Here is a 15,664-nt window from a genome sequence, read left to right on the forward strand (position 1 = left end):
CTCGTCCGGGGGAGACGGCCTCGACATCAATTCCGCGCGGGTTAGCGGTCCTGTCATCATCGTGCTAAGAGCCGCACCCTTTATACGGGCGGCGATGTCGCCAGAGCATTTCAGTCTTCAGGAGAAGCACACATGAGCAGGGTGCTGGTCATTGGCGCCGGCGGCGTCAGTTCGGTCGCCGTCCACAAGATGGCGATGAATGCGGACATCTTCTCGCACATCACCCTGGCGAGCCGGACGAAGTCGAAATGCGACGCCATCGCCGAATCCGTCAAGTCGCGCTTTGGCGTGACCATCGACACGGCGGCGATCGACGCCGACGACGTGGCGGCGACCACGGCCCTGATCCAGGCGGTCAAGCCCGCCCTGGTCGTCAACCTGGCCCTGCCGTATCAGGACCTGGCCATTATGGACGCCTGCCTGGCCGCCGGGGTCAACTATCTCGACACCGCCAACTACGAGCCGCGCGACGAGGCCAAGTTCGAATACAAGTGGCAGTGGGCCTATCAGGACCGCTTCAAGGAAGCCGGCCTGATGGCCCTGCTGGGCTCGGGCTTCGACCCCGGCGTGACCTCGGTCTTCACCACCTATACGAAGAAGCACCTGCTGGATTCGATCGAGACGCTCGATATCCTGGACTGCAACGGCGGCGACACCGGCCTGCCGTTCGCGACCAACTTCAATCCCGAGATCAATCTGCGCGAAGTCACCGCCCCGTCGCGTCACTGGGCCGACGGCCAGTGGGTCGAGGGTCCGGCCCTGTCGCACAAGCAGACCTTCGACTTCGAGGGCGTGGGGCCCAAGAACATGTACCTCATGTATCATGAGGAACTGGAGTCTCTGGCCAAATTCTATCCGGAAATCAAGCGCATCCGCTTCTGGATGACCTTCGGCGACTCCTACCTCAAGCACCTGGAAGTGCTGGAGAACATCGGCATGACCTCGATCGAGCCGATGATGTTCCAGGGCCGCGAGATCATCCCGATCGAGTTCCTGAAGGCCCTGCTGCCGGAACCCTCGTCGCTGGGCCCGATCACCAAGGGCAAGACCAATATCGGCACCATCGCCACCGGCCAGAAGGACGGCGCGGCCAAGACGGTCTACGTCAAGAACATCTGCGACCACCAGGAAGCCTATGCCGAGACCGGCAACCAGGCCGTCAGCTACACCACCGGCGTCCCCGCCATGATCGGCGCGGCCCTGATGCTGACCGGCCAGTGGAAGGGCGAGGGGGTGTTCAACATTGAACAACTGAACCCCGATCCCTTTATGGACATGCTGAACAAGCACGGTCTGCCGTGGACGGTCGAGGAACTGCCCGCTCCGCTGGACTTCTGAGGATACGCCCATGGTCATGCAGACCCAGGCCGGCGGACCGGGCGCCTTCGCTCGGTTCGATCTGAACCGCGTCCCGTCGCCCGCCTTCGTGGTCGACGAGGTCGCGGTGCGTCGCAACCTGTCGGTCCTCCAAGACGTCGGCGTGCGCGGAAACGCCCGGGTCCTGCTGGCCCTGAAGGCCTTTTCCATGTGGTCGCTGGCCGACGTCGTCGGGGAATACCTCGACGGCGTCTGCGCCTCGGGCCTATGGGAGGCGCGGCTGGCGCGGGAGTTCTATCACGGCCACCTGACCACCTATTCCCCGGCCTACAAGCCCGCCGACCTGCCCGAGATCCTGCGTCTGTCGGACACGGTCATCTTCAACGCCCCGGACCAGATCGCCCGTTTCGCCGACCTGATCGCCGCCGCCCGCGCCGGGGGTGAGACGTTCGACATCGGCCTGCGGCTGAACCCCGAGCATTCGGAGGGCGAGGTCGCCAAATACGACCCCTGCCAGCTGGGCTCGCGCCTCGGCTTTCCGGTGTCGCAACTGACGCCCGAGCATTTGCAGGGCGTCGACGGCCTGCACATCCACGCCCTGTGCGAACAGGGGTTCGAGCCGCTGGAGCGGATCTGGGCTGCGGTGGAGCCGAAGCTGGCGCCCCTTTTGCCGGACCTGAAGTGGATCAACCTGGGCGGCGGCCACCATGTGACCCGCGCCGACTACCGCATCGACGCCCTGGTCGGCTTCCTGAAGGACCTGGGCGAACGCTACGGGCTTCAGGTCTATATCGAGCCGGGCGAGGCCATTGCGCTCGACGCCGGCATACTGGTGGGCGAGGTGCTGGACACCTTCCATAACGGCCTGCCCATCGCCATCACCGACATCTCGGCGACCTGCCACATGCCCGATGTGATCGAGGCGCCCTACCGCCCGGCCATGCTGAACGAGGCCGAGGGCGGCGTGACCTATCGCTTGGGCGGGCCCTCCTGCCTGGCCGGCGACATCATCGGCGACTATGGCTTCGCCACTGCGCCGACCGCCGGAACCCGCATCGCCTTCCTGGACCAGGCCCACTATTCGATGGTGAAGACCAACACCTTCAACGGGGTGCCGCTGCCGGCCATCGCCCTGTGGAACAGCGACACCGACGCGCTGAAACTGGTCCGCGAATTCGACTATTTCGAGTTCCGCGACCGCCTGTCCTGATATCGAGAACCTCGACGAATTCTCCAGAATTTGTCGAGGTTTTTTCCAGGTTCAGACCCCCAGAATCCAGCCTTCTTCCTGCTCGACCTGGGCGATCAGTTCGGGTGTGGCGTCCTTGGGCGGGCCGAAGGCCTTGGCCAGTTCGCCGGCCTCGTCCATCTGGGCCAGGGCCTCGGCGGTGGAGCGGACCTGGGCCTGATCCTTGAACTCGCCCTCGTTGGGCTTGCCGTCGAACATCGACGGCCAGACCTCGACCACCAGCGCCGACAGGGGCTCGACGTCGTCGGGCGTCAGGGCGCGCCAGCCCGTGCCGAACGGCCAGACGGCGCCTGCGGGGCCGAGGCTTTCCAGCAGGCGGCGCACGGCCGGGATGCCCACCAGGGTCTGGCCGCCCACGGCGCCGGCGCCGTGCATCTGCCACACGCTCTTGGGCTGCAGCTTGCCTTTGCGCGCCGCATTCTCGGTCGCCCGGAACTCGGGAATGTCGGCGCCCGCGCCTGCGGGCGGCTTGGTGGTCGTCAGCCAGCGCTGCGCCTGTTTCGCCGGCGCCCCCCACAGCGGCCAGGCCTCGTCGGTCATCAGCCGGTTCATCTTGGCCGCCACCTGATAGCGGTTGTTCGTATTATCGGCCTTGTCCACCACATTGGCAGCGATGAATTTCCACATGGCCTGCCAGGGGGTTCCGTCCAGCTTCAGCCGCGCGGCCGTGCCGACCGGATAGCCGAAGTTGAAGTCCAGCCCGACCAGAACCCGGTCGCCGCGCTTTCTGTGATCCGCCAGGATCGAGGCCAGCAGGGCCTCGCCCTCGGCCCGCGTGGCGACATTGTGCGTCTCGGTATAGAGGCGGAACCGCACGTCGCGCTTCGCCACCCCGATCCACAGCGAGGTGTCGCCGAGTTTCTTGGTTTCGGCGGCGGTCCAGTCGGCGACGACATAGGCGTCGAATAGGCGGGCCAAGGCGGCCTCCCGTAAAAAGGCGTGTCGATAGGAATGAGCGGGGGTTCTAGACCTCTCGCCGCCCAATCGGAAGGGGGGCGGTCAGCTCTTCAACAGGGCTTCCAGGTGCGACAGCCACCGTCGGCCCAGCCGCAGCGCCTCGCCCGGCGAGCCGGTCTCGCCTGCCAAGGCGGCGTCCCACAGGGCCAGTTCGAACTCCGGATGGCGGGCGTCTGCGAACATCAGTCGCAGCACCACCTGTTCGGCGTCGGGCGCCAGCACGTCCAGCGACTTGCGCGCCTCGCCGCGGCGAATGCGGGCGACCACATGGCCGTCGACGATGATTTCGCCGCCCTCGACCTCCTCGAAGGCGTAGGCCAGGCCGTGGGCGCCGTTGGCCCAAAGCACGACAACCTGTTCGATGTCGAAGTTCAGGGCGCAGGCCCGGCCCTCGCGGGGCGAAACGGCCTCGACCTCGGGCGGAGCGCCCAGGGCCTTCAGCAAGGCGCGGCGGATGCGGCGCGGCGGCTCCATCCACCAGGACAGGGCCAGGGCCAGGGTCGTCAGCAGGGCCGCCGCCAAGGCGATCAGCAGGATCACCCGCACGACCTCCGCCATGGCTCAGGCCTCCGTCCCGGCGGACAGGTCGATATCGACCACCACCGGCACATGGTCGCTGGGCTTGTCCATGTCGCGCGCGTCGCGATGGGTCTCGACCCCCCGCAGCCGATCCGCCGCCTGGGGCGACAGCAGGGCGAAGTCGATGCGGATGCCGTGGTTCCTCTGCCAGGCGCCGGCCTGATAGTCCCAGAAGCTGTAGGTCCCGGCCGGTTCGCCCCCGACCTCGTGCGCGTCGGCCAGGCCCAGGTTCTTCAGGGCGCGGAAGGCCTGGCGGCTCTGGGGCTGGAACAGGGCGTCGTCAGTCCAGGCGGCGGGGTTCTTGGCGTCTTCCGGCTCGGGAATGACGTTATAGTCGCCGCACAGGGCCAGGGGCTCCTCGAAGGCCAGCAGGCCGCGCGCGTGGCGGTTCAGCCGTTCGAACCAGGCCAGCTTGTAGTCGAACTTCTCGGTCCCGATCGGATTGCCGTTGGGCAGATAGATGGACGCCACCCGGAGCGGCCGGGGCGCCTCGATCACGGCTTCCAGATAGCGGGCCTGTTCATCGGTCTCGTCGCCGGGCAGGCCGCGCCGGATGTCCGACAGCGGGTATTTCGACAGCAGGGCCACGCCGTTGTAGCTCTTCTGGCCGTGGGTCTCGACGTTATAGCCCAGGCTCTCGAAGGCCTCGCGCGGGAATTTCTCGTCCACGCATTTGATCTCCTGGAAACAGGCGACGTCGGGGGCGGCCTGCTCCAGCCATTCCAGCACGGTGGGCAGGCGGGCGTTGACCGAGTTCACGTTCCAGGTGGCGATGCGCATGAGGGCGACGGTAGGGCGCGTCTCGGTTTCGGAAAAGAGGCGACGCAAAACAAAAGGGCCGCCGGATCGCTCCGACGGCCCTTTGTAGGTTCTGCGATGGTCGCTTAGGGCCGGCCGCCGGCCGGCGCCGGAGCGGCGGCGGGCGCGGTGGTCAGCTTGCAGCCGCCGCCGATCTGCTGGGCGGTGGCGCAAGGATAGACCTGTTGCACGACATTCTCGGTGTTCAGACGGGCGATGAGGCCGTCGCCGGCCGCGCATTTGGCTTCATAGAAGACGCCGTTGGCGTTGCGGCCCATCAGACGGGCTTCGGTCACGTCGCAGGAGGCGGCGTCCGAACCCGCGAAATAGGATTTCACAAGGGCGGCGTTCTCGGCCGAGGTGGTGAAGGCGCAGGTTCCATTTTCAGCCAGCACCTGGATGCAGGGGGTCTTGGTCCAGGTATTGTTCAGTTGCTTGAGCCAGAAGCCCGCGCCGTCGGAGCAGCCGGCTTCGTACATGACGCCGCCGTCGTTGGCCTTGCCCAGCACCTTGACCTCGTTGATCGTGCAGGCGACGCCTGCCTGGACGGCGTATTCGCGCAGGAATTTCTGCGTGTCGGTGTTGGCGGCGATCGTGCACTGGGGACCAGGGTCGGCGGCCGGGTCACGCGCACGCAGGGTTTCGGCCGAATGGGCCAGCAGGATGCAGCTGGCCGCCTCGGGCGGGGTCTTGGCTTCGATGATGAAGCCCGGGCCGGCGGTGCAGGCGACTTCATAAACTGTGGTGTTGGCGGTCGTCTGGCCGAGAAGCTTGGATTCGCTGACCTGGCATCCGGTGTTGGCCAGGGTGGCCTGCTCCTGGGCGGCAGCCTGGATCTGCTCGGCCGTCGGGGCGGCGGGGCGGCGTTCGCGGCGTTGACGCGAGGCCGAGGCGCGCGAGCCGCCTTCAACAGTGGCGGGCTGGTTTTCGGGGCCGCGCTGCTGTTGCGCGAAGGCGGGAGCGACCGATATGGCGCTGAACAGGAGCGCCGCGAGGGCGGCGGCGATGCGGGCTTTCATGGAACACCTTCGGTTGGGAACGGCTGAAGGCTTCGTGGCGGTCTAATCGGGCGGGGTCAAGGCGGCTGTGGACGGCGTGGGCAAGACCTGACTAAGGTTTGATCGTTTTTATTGGAGACGCACTTGGCGGACGATGCAGCGGCCCTGAACCAGGGGATGGAGGCGCGAGGCCTGACCTATCCCATGCCCGATGCGCCCGTGCCCGGCGTGGCGGTCGAGGTCGCGCGCGGGGTGTTCTGGTTGCGGTTCGCCCTGCCGTTTCAGCTGAACCATGTGAACGTCTATGTCCTGCGGGACGGCGACGGCTGGACGGTCGTTGATACGGGACTGCGAACGCCGGACGCCGTGGCGGCGTGGGAGGCGGCGCTGGCCGGACCTTTGGAAGCGCGCTCGATCCACCGGCTGATCTGCACCCATATGCACCCCGACCACATTGGCCTGGCGGGGTGGCTGTGCGCGCGCAGCGGCGCGCCCCTGCTGATGTCGCGGCTGGAATATGTCACCGCCCGGATGTTGATGGCCGAGGGCGGCGACGCGCCCGAAGACGGTGAACGCTATTATCGCGCTGCGGGCTGGAGCGAGGCTCAGATCGATCGCTGGCGCGCGGACTATGGCGGTTTCGCCAAGGGGGTGTCGCCGATGCCGCGCAGCTATCTGCGGCTGTCGGATGAGGATGTGATCCAGATCGACGGGGACGACTGGACCGTGGTGGTCGGATCCGGCCACAGTCCCGAACATGTCTGCCTGTGGCGGCGCTCGGATGATGTCTTCATCGCCGGAGACCAGATCCTGCCCCGGATTTCATCCAATATCTCGGTCTGGCCGACCGAGCCTGAAGCCGATCCTTTGGGCGACTGGATGGACTCCCTGGAGAAGCTGCGGGACCTGTTGCCCGAGGGCGCATTCGTTCTGCCGGCGCACGGCGAACCCTTCCACGGCGTTCACGCCAGGCTGGACGCGCTGAAACGCGGGCATGAGGTCGCGCTGAAACGGCTTGAGCGGACGTTGCGTCAACCGTCTAGGGTGATCGACGGCTTCCCGGCCGTGTTCGGTCGGGCGGTCGGAGACGGGGTGCTGGGCATGGCCACGGGCGAGGCCCAGGCGCACCTGAACTATCTGGAAAAGCGCGGCCGCGCCGAGCGGACGCGCGACGAGAACGGCGTCGACTGGTGGACAGCCGTCAAATGGGACGAGGAAACGACGTGAGCGAACATATCCGCACCCAACTGGCCGACGGCGTCCTGACCCTGACGCTGGACCGGGCCGACAAGAAGAACGCCATCACCCAGGCCATGTATTCGGCCCTGTCCGAAGCCGTCGAACAGGCGCGGACCGACGATACGGTGCGGGTGCTGCTGCTGCGCGCCGAGGGCGACAGCTTCTCGGCCGGCAACGACATCGGCGATTTCATCGCCATAGGGTCGCAGACCGAAAAGCCGTTCGACATGTCGGTGTTCCGCTTCCTGAAGGCGCTGGCCGATCTCGACAAGCCGCTGGTGGCGGCGGTGAAGGGGCGGGCGGTCGGCATCGGCCTGACCATGCTGCTGCACTGCGACCTGGTGGTGGTGGCCGAGGACTCCCTGCTGTCCGTGCCCTTCGTCAACCTGGCCCTGGCGCCCGAGGCGGCGTCCAGCCTGCTGCTGCCGGCCGTGATCGGCCATCAACGGGCGTTCGAGATGTTCGCCCTGGGCGAGCCGCTGGACGGCAAGACGGCCGTGGCCTGGGGCCTGGCGAACCGGGCGGTTCCTGCCGATCAGGTCGAGGCGACGGCGGCGGACCTTGCGGCCCGCGTCGCGGCCCGCGCGCCCAACTCCCTGCGCAAGACCAAGCGGCTGATGCGCGACGCCGAGGGTCTGTGGGCGCTGATGCAACGCGAGGGCGAGGCCTTCGGTTCGCAGATGAAGAGTCCTGAAGCCATGGAGGCCTTCATGGCCTTCACCCAGAAGCGGGCGCCGGACTTTTCCAAGCTGGGCTGACGCCAGCGTCACAAGACTGCGCCTTGATTTGGCGCAGCTTTGGTTCTAGGTGCGCGCGCCTCTTTCTGGAGCGCCCATGTCGCACGCCCTTGCCCAGACGGCCGCTGTCGCCGGCCGTATCGACGCCGAGATCCCGGCCGACGCCGACGGCGTGGAGGCCCTGGTTCTGGCCGCCTTCGGGCCGGGTCGTTTCGCCAAGACGGCGGAGCGACTGCGCGAGGGTTCGCGCCCAGCGGCCGGATTCGTCGCGCGCCGGGACGGCCGCATCGTCGGTTCGGTACGGCTGTGGCCGGTCCTGATCGGTCAGACGCCGGGTCTGTTCCTGGGACCCATCGCCGTGGACGCCGCCAGTCGCAGCGACGGCCTGGGCGCCGAACTAGTGCAGGCCTGTTTGGACCAAGCGCGGACCCTGGCGGTCGGCGGGGTGCTGCTGGTCGGCGACCGGGCCTATTTCGAACGTTTCGGCTTCGTCGGCGCGCCCGAAGCCGAGATGCCGGGGCCGGTGGATCGTCGTCGAGTGCTGTGGCTGGCGACAGGCGTCGAGACCGTCTCCGGGCCTGTTCGCATCGGCTGATCTTTCGCCTGGCCTTGGCGGGGCCTAAGTCATGGTCCGATATGACGCACATGGATGACCAGAAGCCGGGACTGAAAGCGATCGTCGAGGCGGCGAAACAGGCGCCCGGGCGGGGCCTGCCGCCGGTCCACCTGTGGAACCCCGAACACTGCGGCGAGATCGACATCGTCATTCGACGCGACGGCGTCTGGATGCACGAGGGATCGCCCATCGGCCGCGAGGCGCTGGTGCGGCTGTTCTCGACCGTCTTGCGCAAGGACCCGGACGGCTATCATCTGGTGACGCCGGTCGAGAAGTTGAAGATCGCGGTCGAGGATCTGCCGTTTCGGGCCGTGGCGGTCGGGCGCGAGGGCGACGACCTGATCTTCACCACCGACGTCGGCGACGAGGTGCGGGCGGGCGAGGCCGACGCGATTGTGGTGGAGACCGATCCGGAGACGGGCGAGCCGGCGCCGCGCGTGCATGTGCGGCGCGACCTGTGGGCGCGAATTGCGCGCTCGGTCTTCTATGAACTGGTCGAGATGGCCGAGGAAGTCGATGGGCGGCTGGTTGTGCGGTCCGGCGGGCGGGCGTTTTCCCTGGGGGCTGTGGCGTGACCCTGGCGACCTTGAGGAACCGGCTGGTCCAGCGGCTGGACCCGGTCGAAGCCTGGCGTCCGGAAGGGCTGGCGGCGCGGTCCGACTTCGACCTGAACCCCAAGGCGGCGCGGCCGATGCGGGAGTTGCGGCCGGCGGCGGTGCTGATCCCGGTGGTGGCGCGGCCCGAGGGCGCGACGGTGCTGCTGACGCGGCGGGCCGACACCCTGGTGCGGCATACAGGGCAGATCGCCTTTCCGGGCGGTCGGTTGGATCCTGGCGAGACCGCTGTGCAAGCGGCCCTGCGCGAGGCGGACGAGGAGGTGGCCCTGAACCCGGCGAAGGTCGAGGTGCTGGGCCTGTCCGACGCCTATGAGACCGGCACCGGGTTTCTGGTCACGCCCGTGATCGGCTGGCTGCACGAGGCGCCGGTCACGACGCCGGCGCCGGCCGAAGTGGCCGAGGTGTTCGAGACGCCGTGGGACTTCCTGATGGATGCGGCCAACCACCGCCAGGACTTCTATGACATGGACGAGGGACTGCGGCGCTGGTTCTGGGCCATGCCGTGGGGGGAACGCTATATCTGGGGCGTGACGGCCGGGATCCTGAAGGCGCTGCATGTCCGGCTGTACGGCGACGAGCCGGCGCCCGAGGTCGCCGCCGAGGAAGATGCGGCATGACCGTGTCCATGCGGGGGCAGCCCTGGCTTGAGGCCAAGGCCACACGGGCGGTCATGGCGGCCTTGCAGGCGGCCGGCGGCCCCGACTGCGCCCGGTTCGTCGGCGGCTGCGTCCGGAACAGTCTGCTGGGCCAGCCGGTGGACGACATCGACATCGCCACCCGATTGAGGCCCGAAGAGACGATGACGGCCTTGCAGGCCGCGGGACTGAAGGCCGTGCCCACGGGGCTGGAGCATGGCACGGTCACGGGGGTGTCCGAGCGTAAACCCTATGAGATCACCACCCTGCGCCGGGACGTGGAGACCGACGGGCGGCGCGCGGTGGTGGCCTTCACCGAGGACTGGGCCGAGGACGCGGCGCGGCGGGACTTCCGCCTGAACGCCCTGTACGCCGATGCGGCCGGCACGGTGTTCGACCCGACTGGCGGCGGCCTGGCGGACGCCGCCGAGGGGCGGATCGTCTTCGTCGGCGAGGCCGAGACGCGGATCCGAGAAGACTATCTGCGCATCCTGCGCTTCTTCCGGTTCCAGGCCTGGTACGGGCGGGGAGAGCCCGATGCGTCCGGGCTGACGGCCTGTGCGGCGTTGAAGGCCGGGATGGCGCAACTGTCGGCCGAACGGGTGTCCAAGGAATTGCTGAAACTGCTGGCGGCGCGCGATCCGCGATCCACGGTGCGGGCGATGGCCGAGACGGGCGTTCTGGGTCAGGTCTTGCCCGAGGCGCAGCCGCTGAACCTGTTCGAGGCGATGTGCGGACTGACAGGCGATCCGGTGCTGCGTCTGTCGGCCCTGTTGCCGGCGGATGAGGGCGCAGTCGTGAGGATCGCGGGGAGCCTGCGGCTGTCGAACGGGACGCGGGACCGGCTGGCGGCGGCTGTTGCGGAGGGGCCGGTCGTGGCGACGGACATGACCGAGGCCGAGGCGCGGGCGGCGATCTATCGGCTGGGACGCGGCGCTTTCGAGGATCGGCTGACACGGGCCGAGGCGGCGGGCGGAGACGGCGCGGCCTTGCGACGGCTGGCGGCCGGGTGGACGCCGCCGAAAATGCCGGTGGGCGGGCGGGATCTGGCGCGGCTGGGGCTGAAGCCCGGGCCGGAGACGGGCCGCGTTCTGAAAGCCTTCGAGGCGGGCTGGATCGCCGATGATTTTCCGTCGGACGGGCATGAGGGGCGGTTGAGGGCCGCTATGGCTTCGCCCGCGTGAATTCGGTGACGACGGGATAGTGGTCCGACCCGGTCGGTTCGCCGATGCGGCGGCTGATCAGGGCCAGGTCCGGCGAACGATAGACCTGATCGATGGTGATGCCGGCGAAGGCGGGCAGGCGGCTAGGCCAGGTGCCGGGGAAGCCGGGAGCGGGCAACAGGTTCATGTCGGACTGGATCTGACGGCCGATCCGGGCGCTGGACACGCTGTTGAAATCGCCGGCGACGATGGTCGGATGAGGCGCCGCCTTTTCCCGTCGTGCGGTCAGGGCCATGACCTGGTTTATCTGGCCCCATTGATACTGATACGGCCAGGGGCGGGTCAGGTGGACGCCGAAGACGTTGACGGCCCCGACCGGCGTTTCGACGACGGCGCCTATGGCCGCCAGATCATCGCGAAACGACGGCAGCTTGCCCTGGATCGGATAGCGCGAGGCCACGATGGACAGGGCGCGACCGCTGGGGTCTTCGATGCGGCCCATGACCGCCCGGTGGGGATAGCCGGCCAGAACCTGGTCGATCCGGTCCGCCGGCGCATCTCCGACCTCGACCAGAACGACGATGTCGGCGTCGGCGTCGACGATGGATCGGCGAATCGCGGCGACGTCGGTGTTGTCCACCCAGAGATTGGCTGAGTACAGGCGGATTATCGGCTGGCCCGGCTGCGGGCGGCCAAGGGGCGTCATCCACTGGGGCCAGGCGGCGGCCAGCAGGACAAGGCCGGCCAGCACGCCTACGACAAAGGCCGGCCACAGACGCAGGACTAGGCAGGCCAGGGTCAGCACCGCCGCAGCCAGCAGCACGGGGGCGGTGAACTGGGCCAGGATGTCCACCCATCGATGGCCGATCCCGCTGAGACTGGCCACGCCGAAGCCCGACAGCCCGATCAGAACGAGGCTGGCCGCCGCATTGCTCGCCGGCTTCAGCAGGGACATGGCTTATTGCCTTTCTTGGTGAACGGTGTCGGCTATACCGCGTTAGGGCGACGCTTGGAGAGGCGCGACATGGCCAGACGGTCCATCACGGATATCGAGAAGATCTGGTCCAATGTCGAGGGGATCAAGAAGCTGTCGGACCGGGTGATCGGCATAGGACCGTTCGGCATCGGCATGGACGGACTGCTGACCTGGGTCCCGGTGGTGGGTACGGTCTATACGGTCGGAACCGGGGCCTGGCTGGTGATGCAGGCGGTGCGGGCCAAGGCGTCGCCGGCGACCCTGGCGCGGATGGCGGCCTATATGGCGGTGGATACGGCGACGGGCACGGTGCCGATCGCCGGCGACGTGGTCGACACCTTCTTCCCCGGTCAGTTGTTGGCGGCCAAGGCGCTGCAGAAGGATATCGAGACCAGCCACTGGGTCGAGGATTCCGAAGCCAACGCCCGGGCCAGCGGCGACCACGAGCGCCACCTGGAGACGGTTCGAAACGACAAGAAGCTGCGCCGCATCGTCTATCTGCACGACTGAATTACGGGCGCAAGCCGCGCCCTGATCACCTAATTTCGGCGATTTTCTTCAACTCATACCGTGGGTTGAATGACAAATTCGCCGTTCAACACGCCTGATCTGGCGGCGCCTGCAGACTGATCTCCGACAACAACGGAGATCCTGATGAGCGACGATTTCACCGCGCGGCTAGTCCTGCCTTATCTCGCAGCCGGTCAGATGCAGAAGCATGTGACCCTGAACGCGGCCCTGACGCGGCTGGACGCCCTGTTGCAGACGGCGGTGGTCAGCCGGACCCTGACGACCCAGCCGGACGCCCCCTTCGACGGCGATCTCTACATCCTGCCGCACGGCGCCGCAGGGACGGCGTGGAGCGGCCGGCCCGCCGGCGCCCTGATGCGGTTCGAGAGCGGCGGCTGGAGCGTCGTGGCCGCGCCGGTGGGGATGATCGCCCTGGTGCTGGATACGGCCGTCCTGGTGGTGCGGAGTGAAGAGGGCTGGAGCCCGTTGGGACAGTGGCTGGGCGAAGTGCAGGGGCTTTCGCGGTTGGGCCTCGGCACGACGGCGGACGCCGCCAATCCGCTGGCGGTCAAGACCAACACCGCCCTGTTCACCGCCCGCGGCGTGGCCGAGGGCGGCGACGGAGACCTGCGTCTGACCCTGAACAAGGAGGCGGCGGGGGATGTCCTGTCGCTGCTGTTCCAGAGCGGCTACGGCGGCCGGGCGGAACTGGGCCTGGCAGGCGACGAGAACCTGAGCCTGAAGGTGAGTCCCGACGGATCGACCTGGCTCCGGGCCTTCGGGGTGGATCGCGCAACAGGGCGGATCGCATTCGACAAGGGCGCGACGCGACGGGAGACGACGGTCTTCACCACCGACGGCGCCTATGAGCCGCCGTCCTGGGCGCGGTGGATCGAGGCGGTCTGCGTCGGCGGGGGCGGCGGCGGCGGATCGGGCATGGCGGGGTCGTCGGGAACCGCGCGCTTCGGCGGCGGCGGCGGCGGCGCGGGCGGACTGAGCGAGGCCTGTTGGGCGGCCGCCGACTTGAACGAAACCCTGGTTGTCGGGGTCGGAGCGGGCGGTGCGGCGGGGACGGCCGGCTCAGGCGCGGGCGCCTTGGGCGGGGCGGGAGGTCAGAGCGCGGTGAGCCTGGGCGGAACCCTGTTGCTGCGGGCCGGAGGCGGGGCGGGCGGCCTCGGCGCAACGGCTTCGGCGGGCGCGGGAGGCGCCGGCGGTCAGGGCCTGCGGGCGGGAAACGCCGGTGGCGGCGGTTCGATCACGGCGACGGCCTTCGTCGGCGGCGAGACCGCCTGTCCCGACGGTCCTGGCGGGGGAGGCGGCGGCGGCGGGTTGAGCACAGCCAATACAGCGCGGTCTGGCGGCCCGGGCGGCGCAGGCGGCTGGGCGGTCCGTCAGGCGCCGGGCGGCGCGGCCGGTGCGGCGGGGCAGGCGTCGTCGGCGCCAAACCTGGCCTGGGTCGGCGGCGGGGGCGGCGGGGGCGGCGCTTCCGCCGTCGGTGCGGGAACAGCGGGTGGCGCGGGCGCCCTGTTCGGTGCGGGCGGCGGCGGCGGGGGGGCGGGCCTGACCCTGTCGGGCGCGGGCGGCGCAGGCGGGGGAGGCGTGGTTCGACTCACGGCCGTCGGATGAGCCGGCGGCTGAACCGACCCGAGCCTGTGGAGGTGCTGGAGCCCGAAGTCTGGGACGCCCCCGACAGATTGAATGACACGGCCTGGCGCGCCCAGACCGGCTTCGACGGCCGGTGCGCGACCGAAATCTTCGACAAGGAGGACGAGGAATGACGAGATCGACGACGCCGGATCCGATCCGGCCCCAGAACGGAACCCTGGCCGAGGGACGCTGGCTGTGGCGCAGGCTGTACGCCTTCGCCGTCAGCGTCGGCCTGTGGCTGCTGTTGATGCGGACGGTGGCGCGGATGCCGGCCGAGATGCTGCCCAAGATGACCGATGGGCTGATGGGGCTGCTGGCCCTGATCCTGGTTCTGTATCTGGTTGCGCCCACGGCCGAGCAATTGGTGGCGCTCATCGCCAATGCGCGGGTGCGGTTGACGGGAGGCCGGCCATGAGCGGCCTGTTGTCCGTTCGCTCAAGGGCGCGATTGAAGGGGGTGCATCCAGCCCTGGTGGCTGTGGTCGAGGCGGCGGTCGCACGCAGCCCTGTTGATTTCATGATCACGGAGGGGCTGCGATCGCCTGAACGGCAGGCGGCTCTGGTCCAGGCCGGAGCCAGCCGGACCTTGAGGTCTCGCCATCTGAGCGGCCACGCCGTCGATGTGGCGGCCCTGGTCGAGGGGCAGGTCCGTTGGGACTGGCCGCTGTATGGACGCATCGCCTCGGCCTTCAAGGCGGCGGCTTTGGAGTTGAAGACCCCCATCGTCTGGGGCGGCGACTGGAAGAGCCTGCGCGACGGCCCGCATTTCGAACTGGATCGAAGGATCTTCCCATGAGGGCCGTGTCCATCCTGAAGGCGCTGACGCCGCTCGGCTGGCTCGCCGTCGCGGGTGTCGTGGCGGGGTTGGCGGCGGCGCTTCTGGGCGGTCTCGGTTTCCGCTGGGACCCGCTGGGCCTGCAGCAGCGCCGGTTGGCGGCGGCCGAGGCGCGGGCCGCGTCCGGCGAACGTGACGCCCGGGCCCAGGCGGCGGCGCGTCGTCTTGAGAGCGAGGGGGCGGACGAACAGTTGCGTCGTCTCGATGATTTTCAACAACAGCAGACGGCGGCGGCGCGCGCGACCGCGACCGCCGTCGCACAGGCCAGGAACGCCGATGACGCCGAAATCCCTCTGGAAAGCCGCCGCGCCGACCGTCTGCGCGCTCATGACCGCGAGCTGTGCGGGCTCGCTACTGACCTCGACGGTTGCGCCGGTGCGGCTCAGCCTGCCGGAGGCGGCGAGGCGGCCGTGCGCCCTGGCGGTTTTGCCGGCTGAACCCACAGCCGCGGACCTGGACGCCGCCTATGTGCAGCGCGGCGCCCAGATCCTGGCCTGCGACGGGGCGAGGCGGTTGGCGGTCGAGACCCTGCTGGCGGAGCGGGCCATGCAGGACGCCCGGATCTCGGAGGCGGCGAAAGAGCGACCCTGACCGCAAAGCGGCAAAAACGACTCGGCAACTTCTGCCGCCATGCGACGGAAAATGCCGGGTCAGCGTGCGGCTGACTTTGAAAAATTCAACAAAATCAACAGTTCATCTCGGTTTTCTCGCCGTGCCAGCCTGGCCCCGCCTTTGCTCTTAGGAGGGCGGAGCAAAATGCTCCCGACGCCAAAACGGCGTCGTACATGCACA

At 68.5% G+C, this 15,664-nt stretch carries 20 protein-coding genes; 15 read left to right on the forward strand and 5 right to left on the reverse strand.

The window, feature by feature from the left end; translation table 11 throughout:
• The first annotated feature begins 132 nt into the window (after positions 1 to 132).
• Together ACP7CK_RS02060 and ACP7CK_RS02065 are read left to right on the forward strand one after the other, a co-directional pair.
• Entirely contained in the window at positions 133 to 1,338 is a 1,206-nt protein-coding gene (locus ACP7CK_RS02060; RefSeq protein WP_426024977.1) for a saccharopine dehydrogenase C-terminal domain-containing protein, read from the forward strand.
• A 10-nt stretch (positions 1,339 to 1,348) separates the two neighbouring features.
• Positions 1,349 to 2,527 carry a carboxynorspermidine decarboxylase gene (locus ACP7CK_RS02065; RefSeq protein WP_426024978.1) on the forward strand — a complete coding sequence of 393 codons (1,179 nt, stop codon included), beginning with the start codon at positions 1,349 to 1,351 and terminating at the stop codon, positions 2,525 to 2,527.
• A 51-nt stretch (positions 2,528 to 2,578) separates the two neighbouring features.
• Here the strand turns inward: ACP7CK_RS02065 and ACP7CK_RS02070 are convergent, their stop codons facing one another.
• The 4 genes from ACP7CK_RS02070 to ACP7CK_RS02085 form a co-directional block, all read right to left on the reverse strand.
• Positions 2,579 to 3,484 carry a cobalamin biosynthesis protein CbiG gene (locus ACP7CK_RS02070; protein ID WP_426024979.1) on the reverse strand — a complete coding sequence of 302 codons (906 nt, stop codon included), beginning with the start codon at positions 3,482 to 3,484 and terminating at the stop codon, positions 2,579 to 2,581.
• 81 nt (positions 3,485 to 3,565) lie between these two features.
• On the reverse strand, positions 3,566 to 4,081 hold the full coding sequence (locus ACP7CK_RS02075) for a hypothetical protein (protein ID WP_008260878.1): 516 nt from the start codon (positions 4,079 to 4,081) through the stop codon (positions 3,566 to 3,568).
• 3 nt (positions 4,082 to 4,084) lie between these two features.
• On the reverse strand, positions 4,085 to 4,882 hold the full coding sequence (gene xth / locus ACP7CK_RS02080) for an exodeoxyribonuclease III (protein ID WP_426024980.1): 798 nt from the start codon (positions 4,880 to 4,882) through the stop codon (positions 4,085 to 4,087).
• 104 nt (positions 4,883 to 4,986) lie between these two features.
• Positions 4,987 to 5,919 carry a hypothetical protein gene (locus ACP7CK_RS02085; RefSeq protein ID WP_426024982.1) on the reverse strand — a complete coding sequence of 311 codons (933 nt, stop codon included), beginning with the start codon at positions 5,917 to 5,919 and terminating at the stop codon, positions 4,987 to 4,989.
• A gap of 123 nt (positions 5,920 to 6,042) precedes the next feature.
• On the opposite strand from ACP7CK_RS02085, the gene ACP7CK_RS02090 reads away from it, so the two are divergent.
• From ACP7CK_RS02090 to ACP7CK_RS02115, 6 genes are all read left to right on the forward strand, one after another.
• Positions 6,043 to 7,125: an MBL fold metallo-hydrolase gene (locus tag ACP7CK_RS02090; protein WP_426024983.1), complete on the forward strand. Its 1,083-nt coding sequence runs from the start codon at positions 6,043 to 6,045 to the stop codon at positions 7,123 to 7,125.
• Positions 7,122 to 7,895: an enoyl-CoA hydratase gene (locus tag ACP7CK_RS02095; protein ID WP_008259614.1), complete on the forward strand. Its 774-nt coding sequence runs from the start codon at positions 7,122 to 7,124 to the stop codon at positions 7,893 to 7,895. The genes ACP7CK_RS02090 and ACP7CK_RS02095 overlap by 4 nt, the downstream gene beginning before the upstream one ends.
• A gap of 76 nt (positions 7,896 to 7,971) precedes the next feature.
• Positions 7,972 to 8,469, forward strand: a complete 498-nt coding sequence (locus tag ACP7CK_RS02100; RefSeq protein WP_008263041.1) for a GNAT family N-acetyltransferase — start codon at positions 7,972 to 7,974, stop codon at positions 8,467 to 8,469.
• A 50-nt stretch (positions 8,470 to 8,519) separates the two neighbouring features.
• Positions 8,520 to 9,065 carry a DUF1285 domain-containing protein gene (locus tag ACP7CK_RS02105; RefSeq protein WP_008261102.1) on the forward strand — a complete coding sequence of 182 codons (546 nt, stop codon included), beginning with the start codon at positions 8,520 to 8,522 and terminating at the stop codon, positions 9,063 to 9,065.
• Positions 9,062 to 9,724 carry a CoA pyrophosphatase gene (locus ACP7CK_RS02110; RefSeq protein WP_008261829.1) on the forward strand — a complete coding sequence of 221 codons (663 nt, stop codon included), beginning with the start codon at positions 9,062 to 9,064 and terminating at the stop codon, positions 9,722 to 9,724. The genes ACP7CK_RS02105 and ACP7CK_RS02110 overlap by 4 nt, the downstream gene beginning before the upstream one ends.
• Positions 9,721 to 10,926, forward strand: coding sequence for a CCA tRNA nucleotidyltransferase (locus ACP7CK_RS02115; protein WP_426024984.1), 1,206 nt, complete (start codon positions 9,721 to 9,723; stop codon positions 10,924 to 10,926). The genes ACP7CK_RS02110 and ACP7CK_RS02115 overlap by 4 nt, the downstream gene beginning before the upstream one ends.
• Here the strand turns inward: ACP7CK_RS02115 and ACP7CK_RS02120 are convergent.
• Entirely contained in the window at positions 10,907 to 11,860 is a 954-nt protein-coding gene (locus ACP7CK_RS02120; RefSeq protein WP_426024985.1) for an endonuclease/exonuclease/phosphatase family protein, read from the reverse strand. The two genes, ACP7CK_RS02115 and ACP7CK_RS02120, sit on opposite strands and share 20 nt — an antisense overlap.
• Before the next feature lie 69 nt (positions 11,861 to 11,929).
• Here ACP7CK_RS02120 and ACP7CK_RS02125 point away from each other — a divergent pair, with 69 nt between their 5' ends.
• From ACP7CK_RS02125 to ACP7CK_RS02155, 7 genes are all read left to right on the forward strand, one after another.
• Positions 11,930 to 12,391 (forward strand): DUF4112 domain-containing protein, encoded by a 462-nt coding sequence (locus ACP7CK_RS02125; protein WP_008260778.1) that lies wholly within the window; start codon positions 11,930 to 11,932, stop codon positions 12,389 to 12,391.
• 144 nt (positions 12,392 to 12,535) lie between these two features.
• On the forward strand, positions 12,536 to 14,017 hold the full coding sequence (locus ACP7CK_RS02130) for a DUF2793 domain-containing protein (protein WP_426024986.1): 1,482 nt from the start codon (positions 12,536 to 12,538) through the stop codon (positions 14,015 to 14,017).
• The gene (locus ACP7CK_RS02135) at positions 14,014 to 14,169 is read left to right on the forward strand and encodes a hypothetical protein (protein ID WP_154726910.1); all 156 of its coding nucleotides are present in this window, start codon (positions 14,014 to 14,016) and stop codon (positions 14,167 to 14,169) included. Before ACP7CK_RS02130 ends, ACP7CK_RS02135 begins: the two co-directional genes overlap by 4 nt.
• A complete protein-coding gene (locus ACP7CK_RS02140) occupies positions 14,166 to 14,453 on the forward strand; it encodes a hypothetical protein (protein ID WP_008258731.1) in 288 nt (95 codons plus the stop codon). Before ACP7CK_RS02135 ends, ACP7CK_RS02140 begins: the two co-directional genes overlap by 4 nt.
• Complete coding sequence (locus ACP7CK_RS02145; RefSeq protein WP_008258918.1) at positions 14,450 to 14,833, forward strand: M15 family metallopeptidase; 384 nt, start codon at positions 14,450 to 14,452, stop codon at positions 14,831 to 14,833. Before ACP7CK_RS02140 ends, ACP7CK_RS02145 begins: the two co-directional genes overlap by 4 nt.
• Complete coding sequence (locus ACP7CK_RS02150) at positions 14,830 to 15,309, forward strand: hypothetical protein (RefSeq protein WP_426024987.1); 480 nt, start codon at positions 14,830 to 14,832, stop codon at positions 15,307 to 15,309. Before ACP7CK_RS02145 ends, ACP7CK_RS02150 begins: the two co-directional genes overlap by 4 nt.
• Positions 15,299 to 15,463: a hypothetical protein gene (locus tag ACP7CK_RS02155; protein ID WP_008259209.1), complete on the forward strand. Its 165-nt coding sequence runs from the start codon at positions 15,299 to 15,301 to the stop codon at positions 15,461 to 15,463. Before ACP7CK_RS02150 ends, ACP7CK_RS02155 begins: the two co-directional genes overlap by 11 nt.
• Positions 15,464 to 15,664 lie beyond the last annotated feature (201 nt).

The sequence above is a fragment of the Brevundimonas sp. TSRC1-1 genome, assembly GCF_049898245.1.
GTDB classification, from domain to species: Bacteria; Pseudomonadota; Alphaproteobacteria; order Caulobacterales; family Caulobacteraceae; genus Brevundimonas; species Brevundimonas mediterranea_A.

Coding starts and splice junctions, on each gene's coding strand:
- ACP7CK_RS02060 (WP_426024977.1), top strand. CDS start 133: ATGAGCAGGGTGCTGGTCATTGGCGCCGGCGGCGTCAGTTCGGTCGCC.
- ACP7CK_RS02065 (WP_426024978.1), top strand. CDS start 1,349: ATGGTCATGCAGACCCAGGCCGGCGGACCGGGCGCCTTCGCTCGGTTC.
- ACP7CK_RS02075 (WP_008260878.1), bottom strand. CDS start 4,081: ATGGCGGAGGTCGTGCGGGTGATCCTGCTGATCGCCTTGGCGGCGGCC.
- xth (WP_426024980.1), bottom strand. CDS start 4,882: ATGCGCATCGCCACCTGGAACGTGAACTCGGTCAACGCCCGCCTGCCC.
- ACP7CK_RS02085 (WP_426024982.1), bottom strand. CDS start 5,919: ATGAAAGCCCGCATCGCCGCCGCCCTCGCGGCGCTCCTGTTCAGCGCC.
- ACP7CK_RS02100 (WP_008263041.1), top strand. CDS start 7,972: ATGTCGCACGCCCTTGCCCAGACGGCCGCTGTCGCCGGCCGTATCGAC.
- ACP7CK_RS02105 (WP_008261102.1), top strand. CDS start 8,520: ATGGATGACCAGAAGCCGGGACTGAAAGCGATCGTCGAGGCGGCGAAA.
- ACP7CK_RS02115 (WP_426024984.1), top strand. CDS start 9,721: ATGACCGTGTCCATGCGGGGGCAGCCCTGGCTTGAGGCCAAGGCCACA.
- ACP7CK_RS02120 (WP_426024985.1), bottom strand. CDS start 11,860: ATGTCCCTGCTGAAGCCGGCGAGCAATGCGGCGGCCAGCCTCGTTCTG.
- ACP7CK_RS02125 (WP_008260778.1), top strand. CDS start 11,930: ATGGCCAGACGGTCCATCACGGATATCGAGAAGATCTGGTCCAATGTC.
- ACP7CK_RS02130 (WP_426024986.1), top strand. CDS start 12,536: ATGAGCGACGATTTCACCGCGCGGCTAGTCCTGCCTTATCTCGCAGCC.
- ACP7CK_RS02135 (WP_154726910.1), top strand. CDS start 14,014: ATGAGCCGGCGGCTGAACCGACCCGAGCCTGTGGAGGTGCTGGAGCCC.
- ACP7CK_RS02140 (WP_008258731.1), top strand. CDS start 14,166: ATGACGAGATCGACGACGCCGGATCCGATCCGGCCCCAGAACGGAACC.
- ACP7CK_RS02145 (WP_008258918.1), top strand. CDS start 14,450: ATGAGCGGCCTGTTGTCCGTTCGCTCAAGGGCGCGATTGAAGGGGGTG.
- ACP7CK_RS02150 (WP_426024987.1), top strand. CDS start 14,830: ATGAGGGCCGTGTCCATCCTGAAGGCGCTGACGCCGCTCGGCTGGCTC.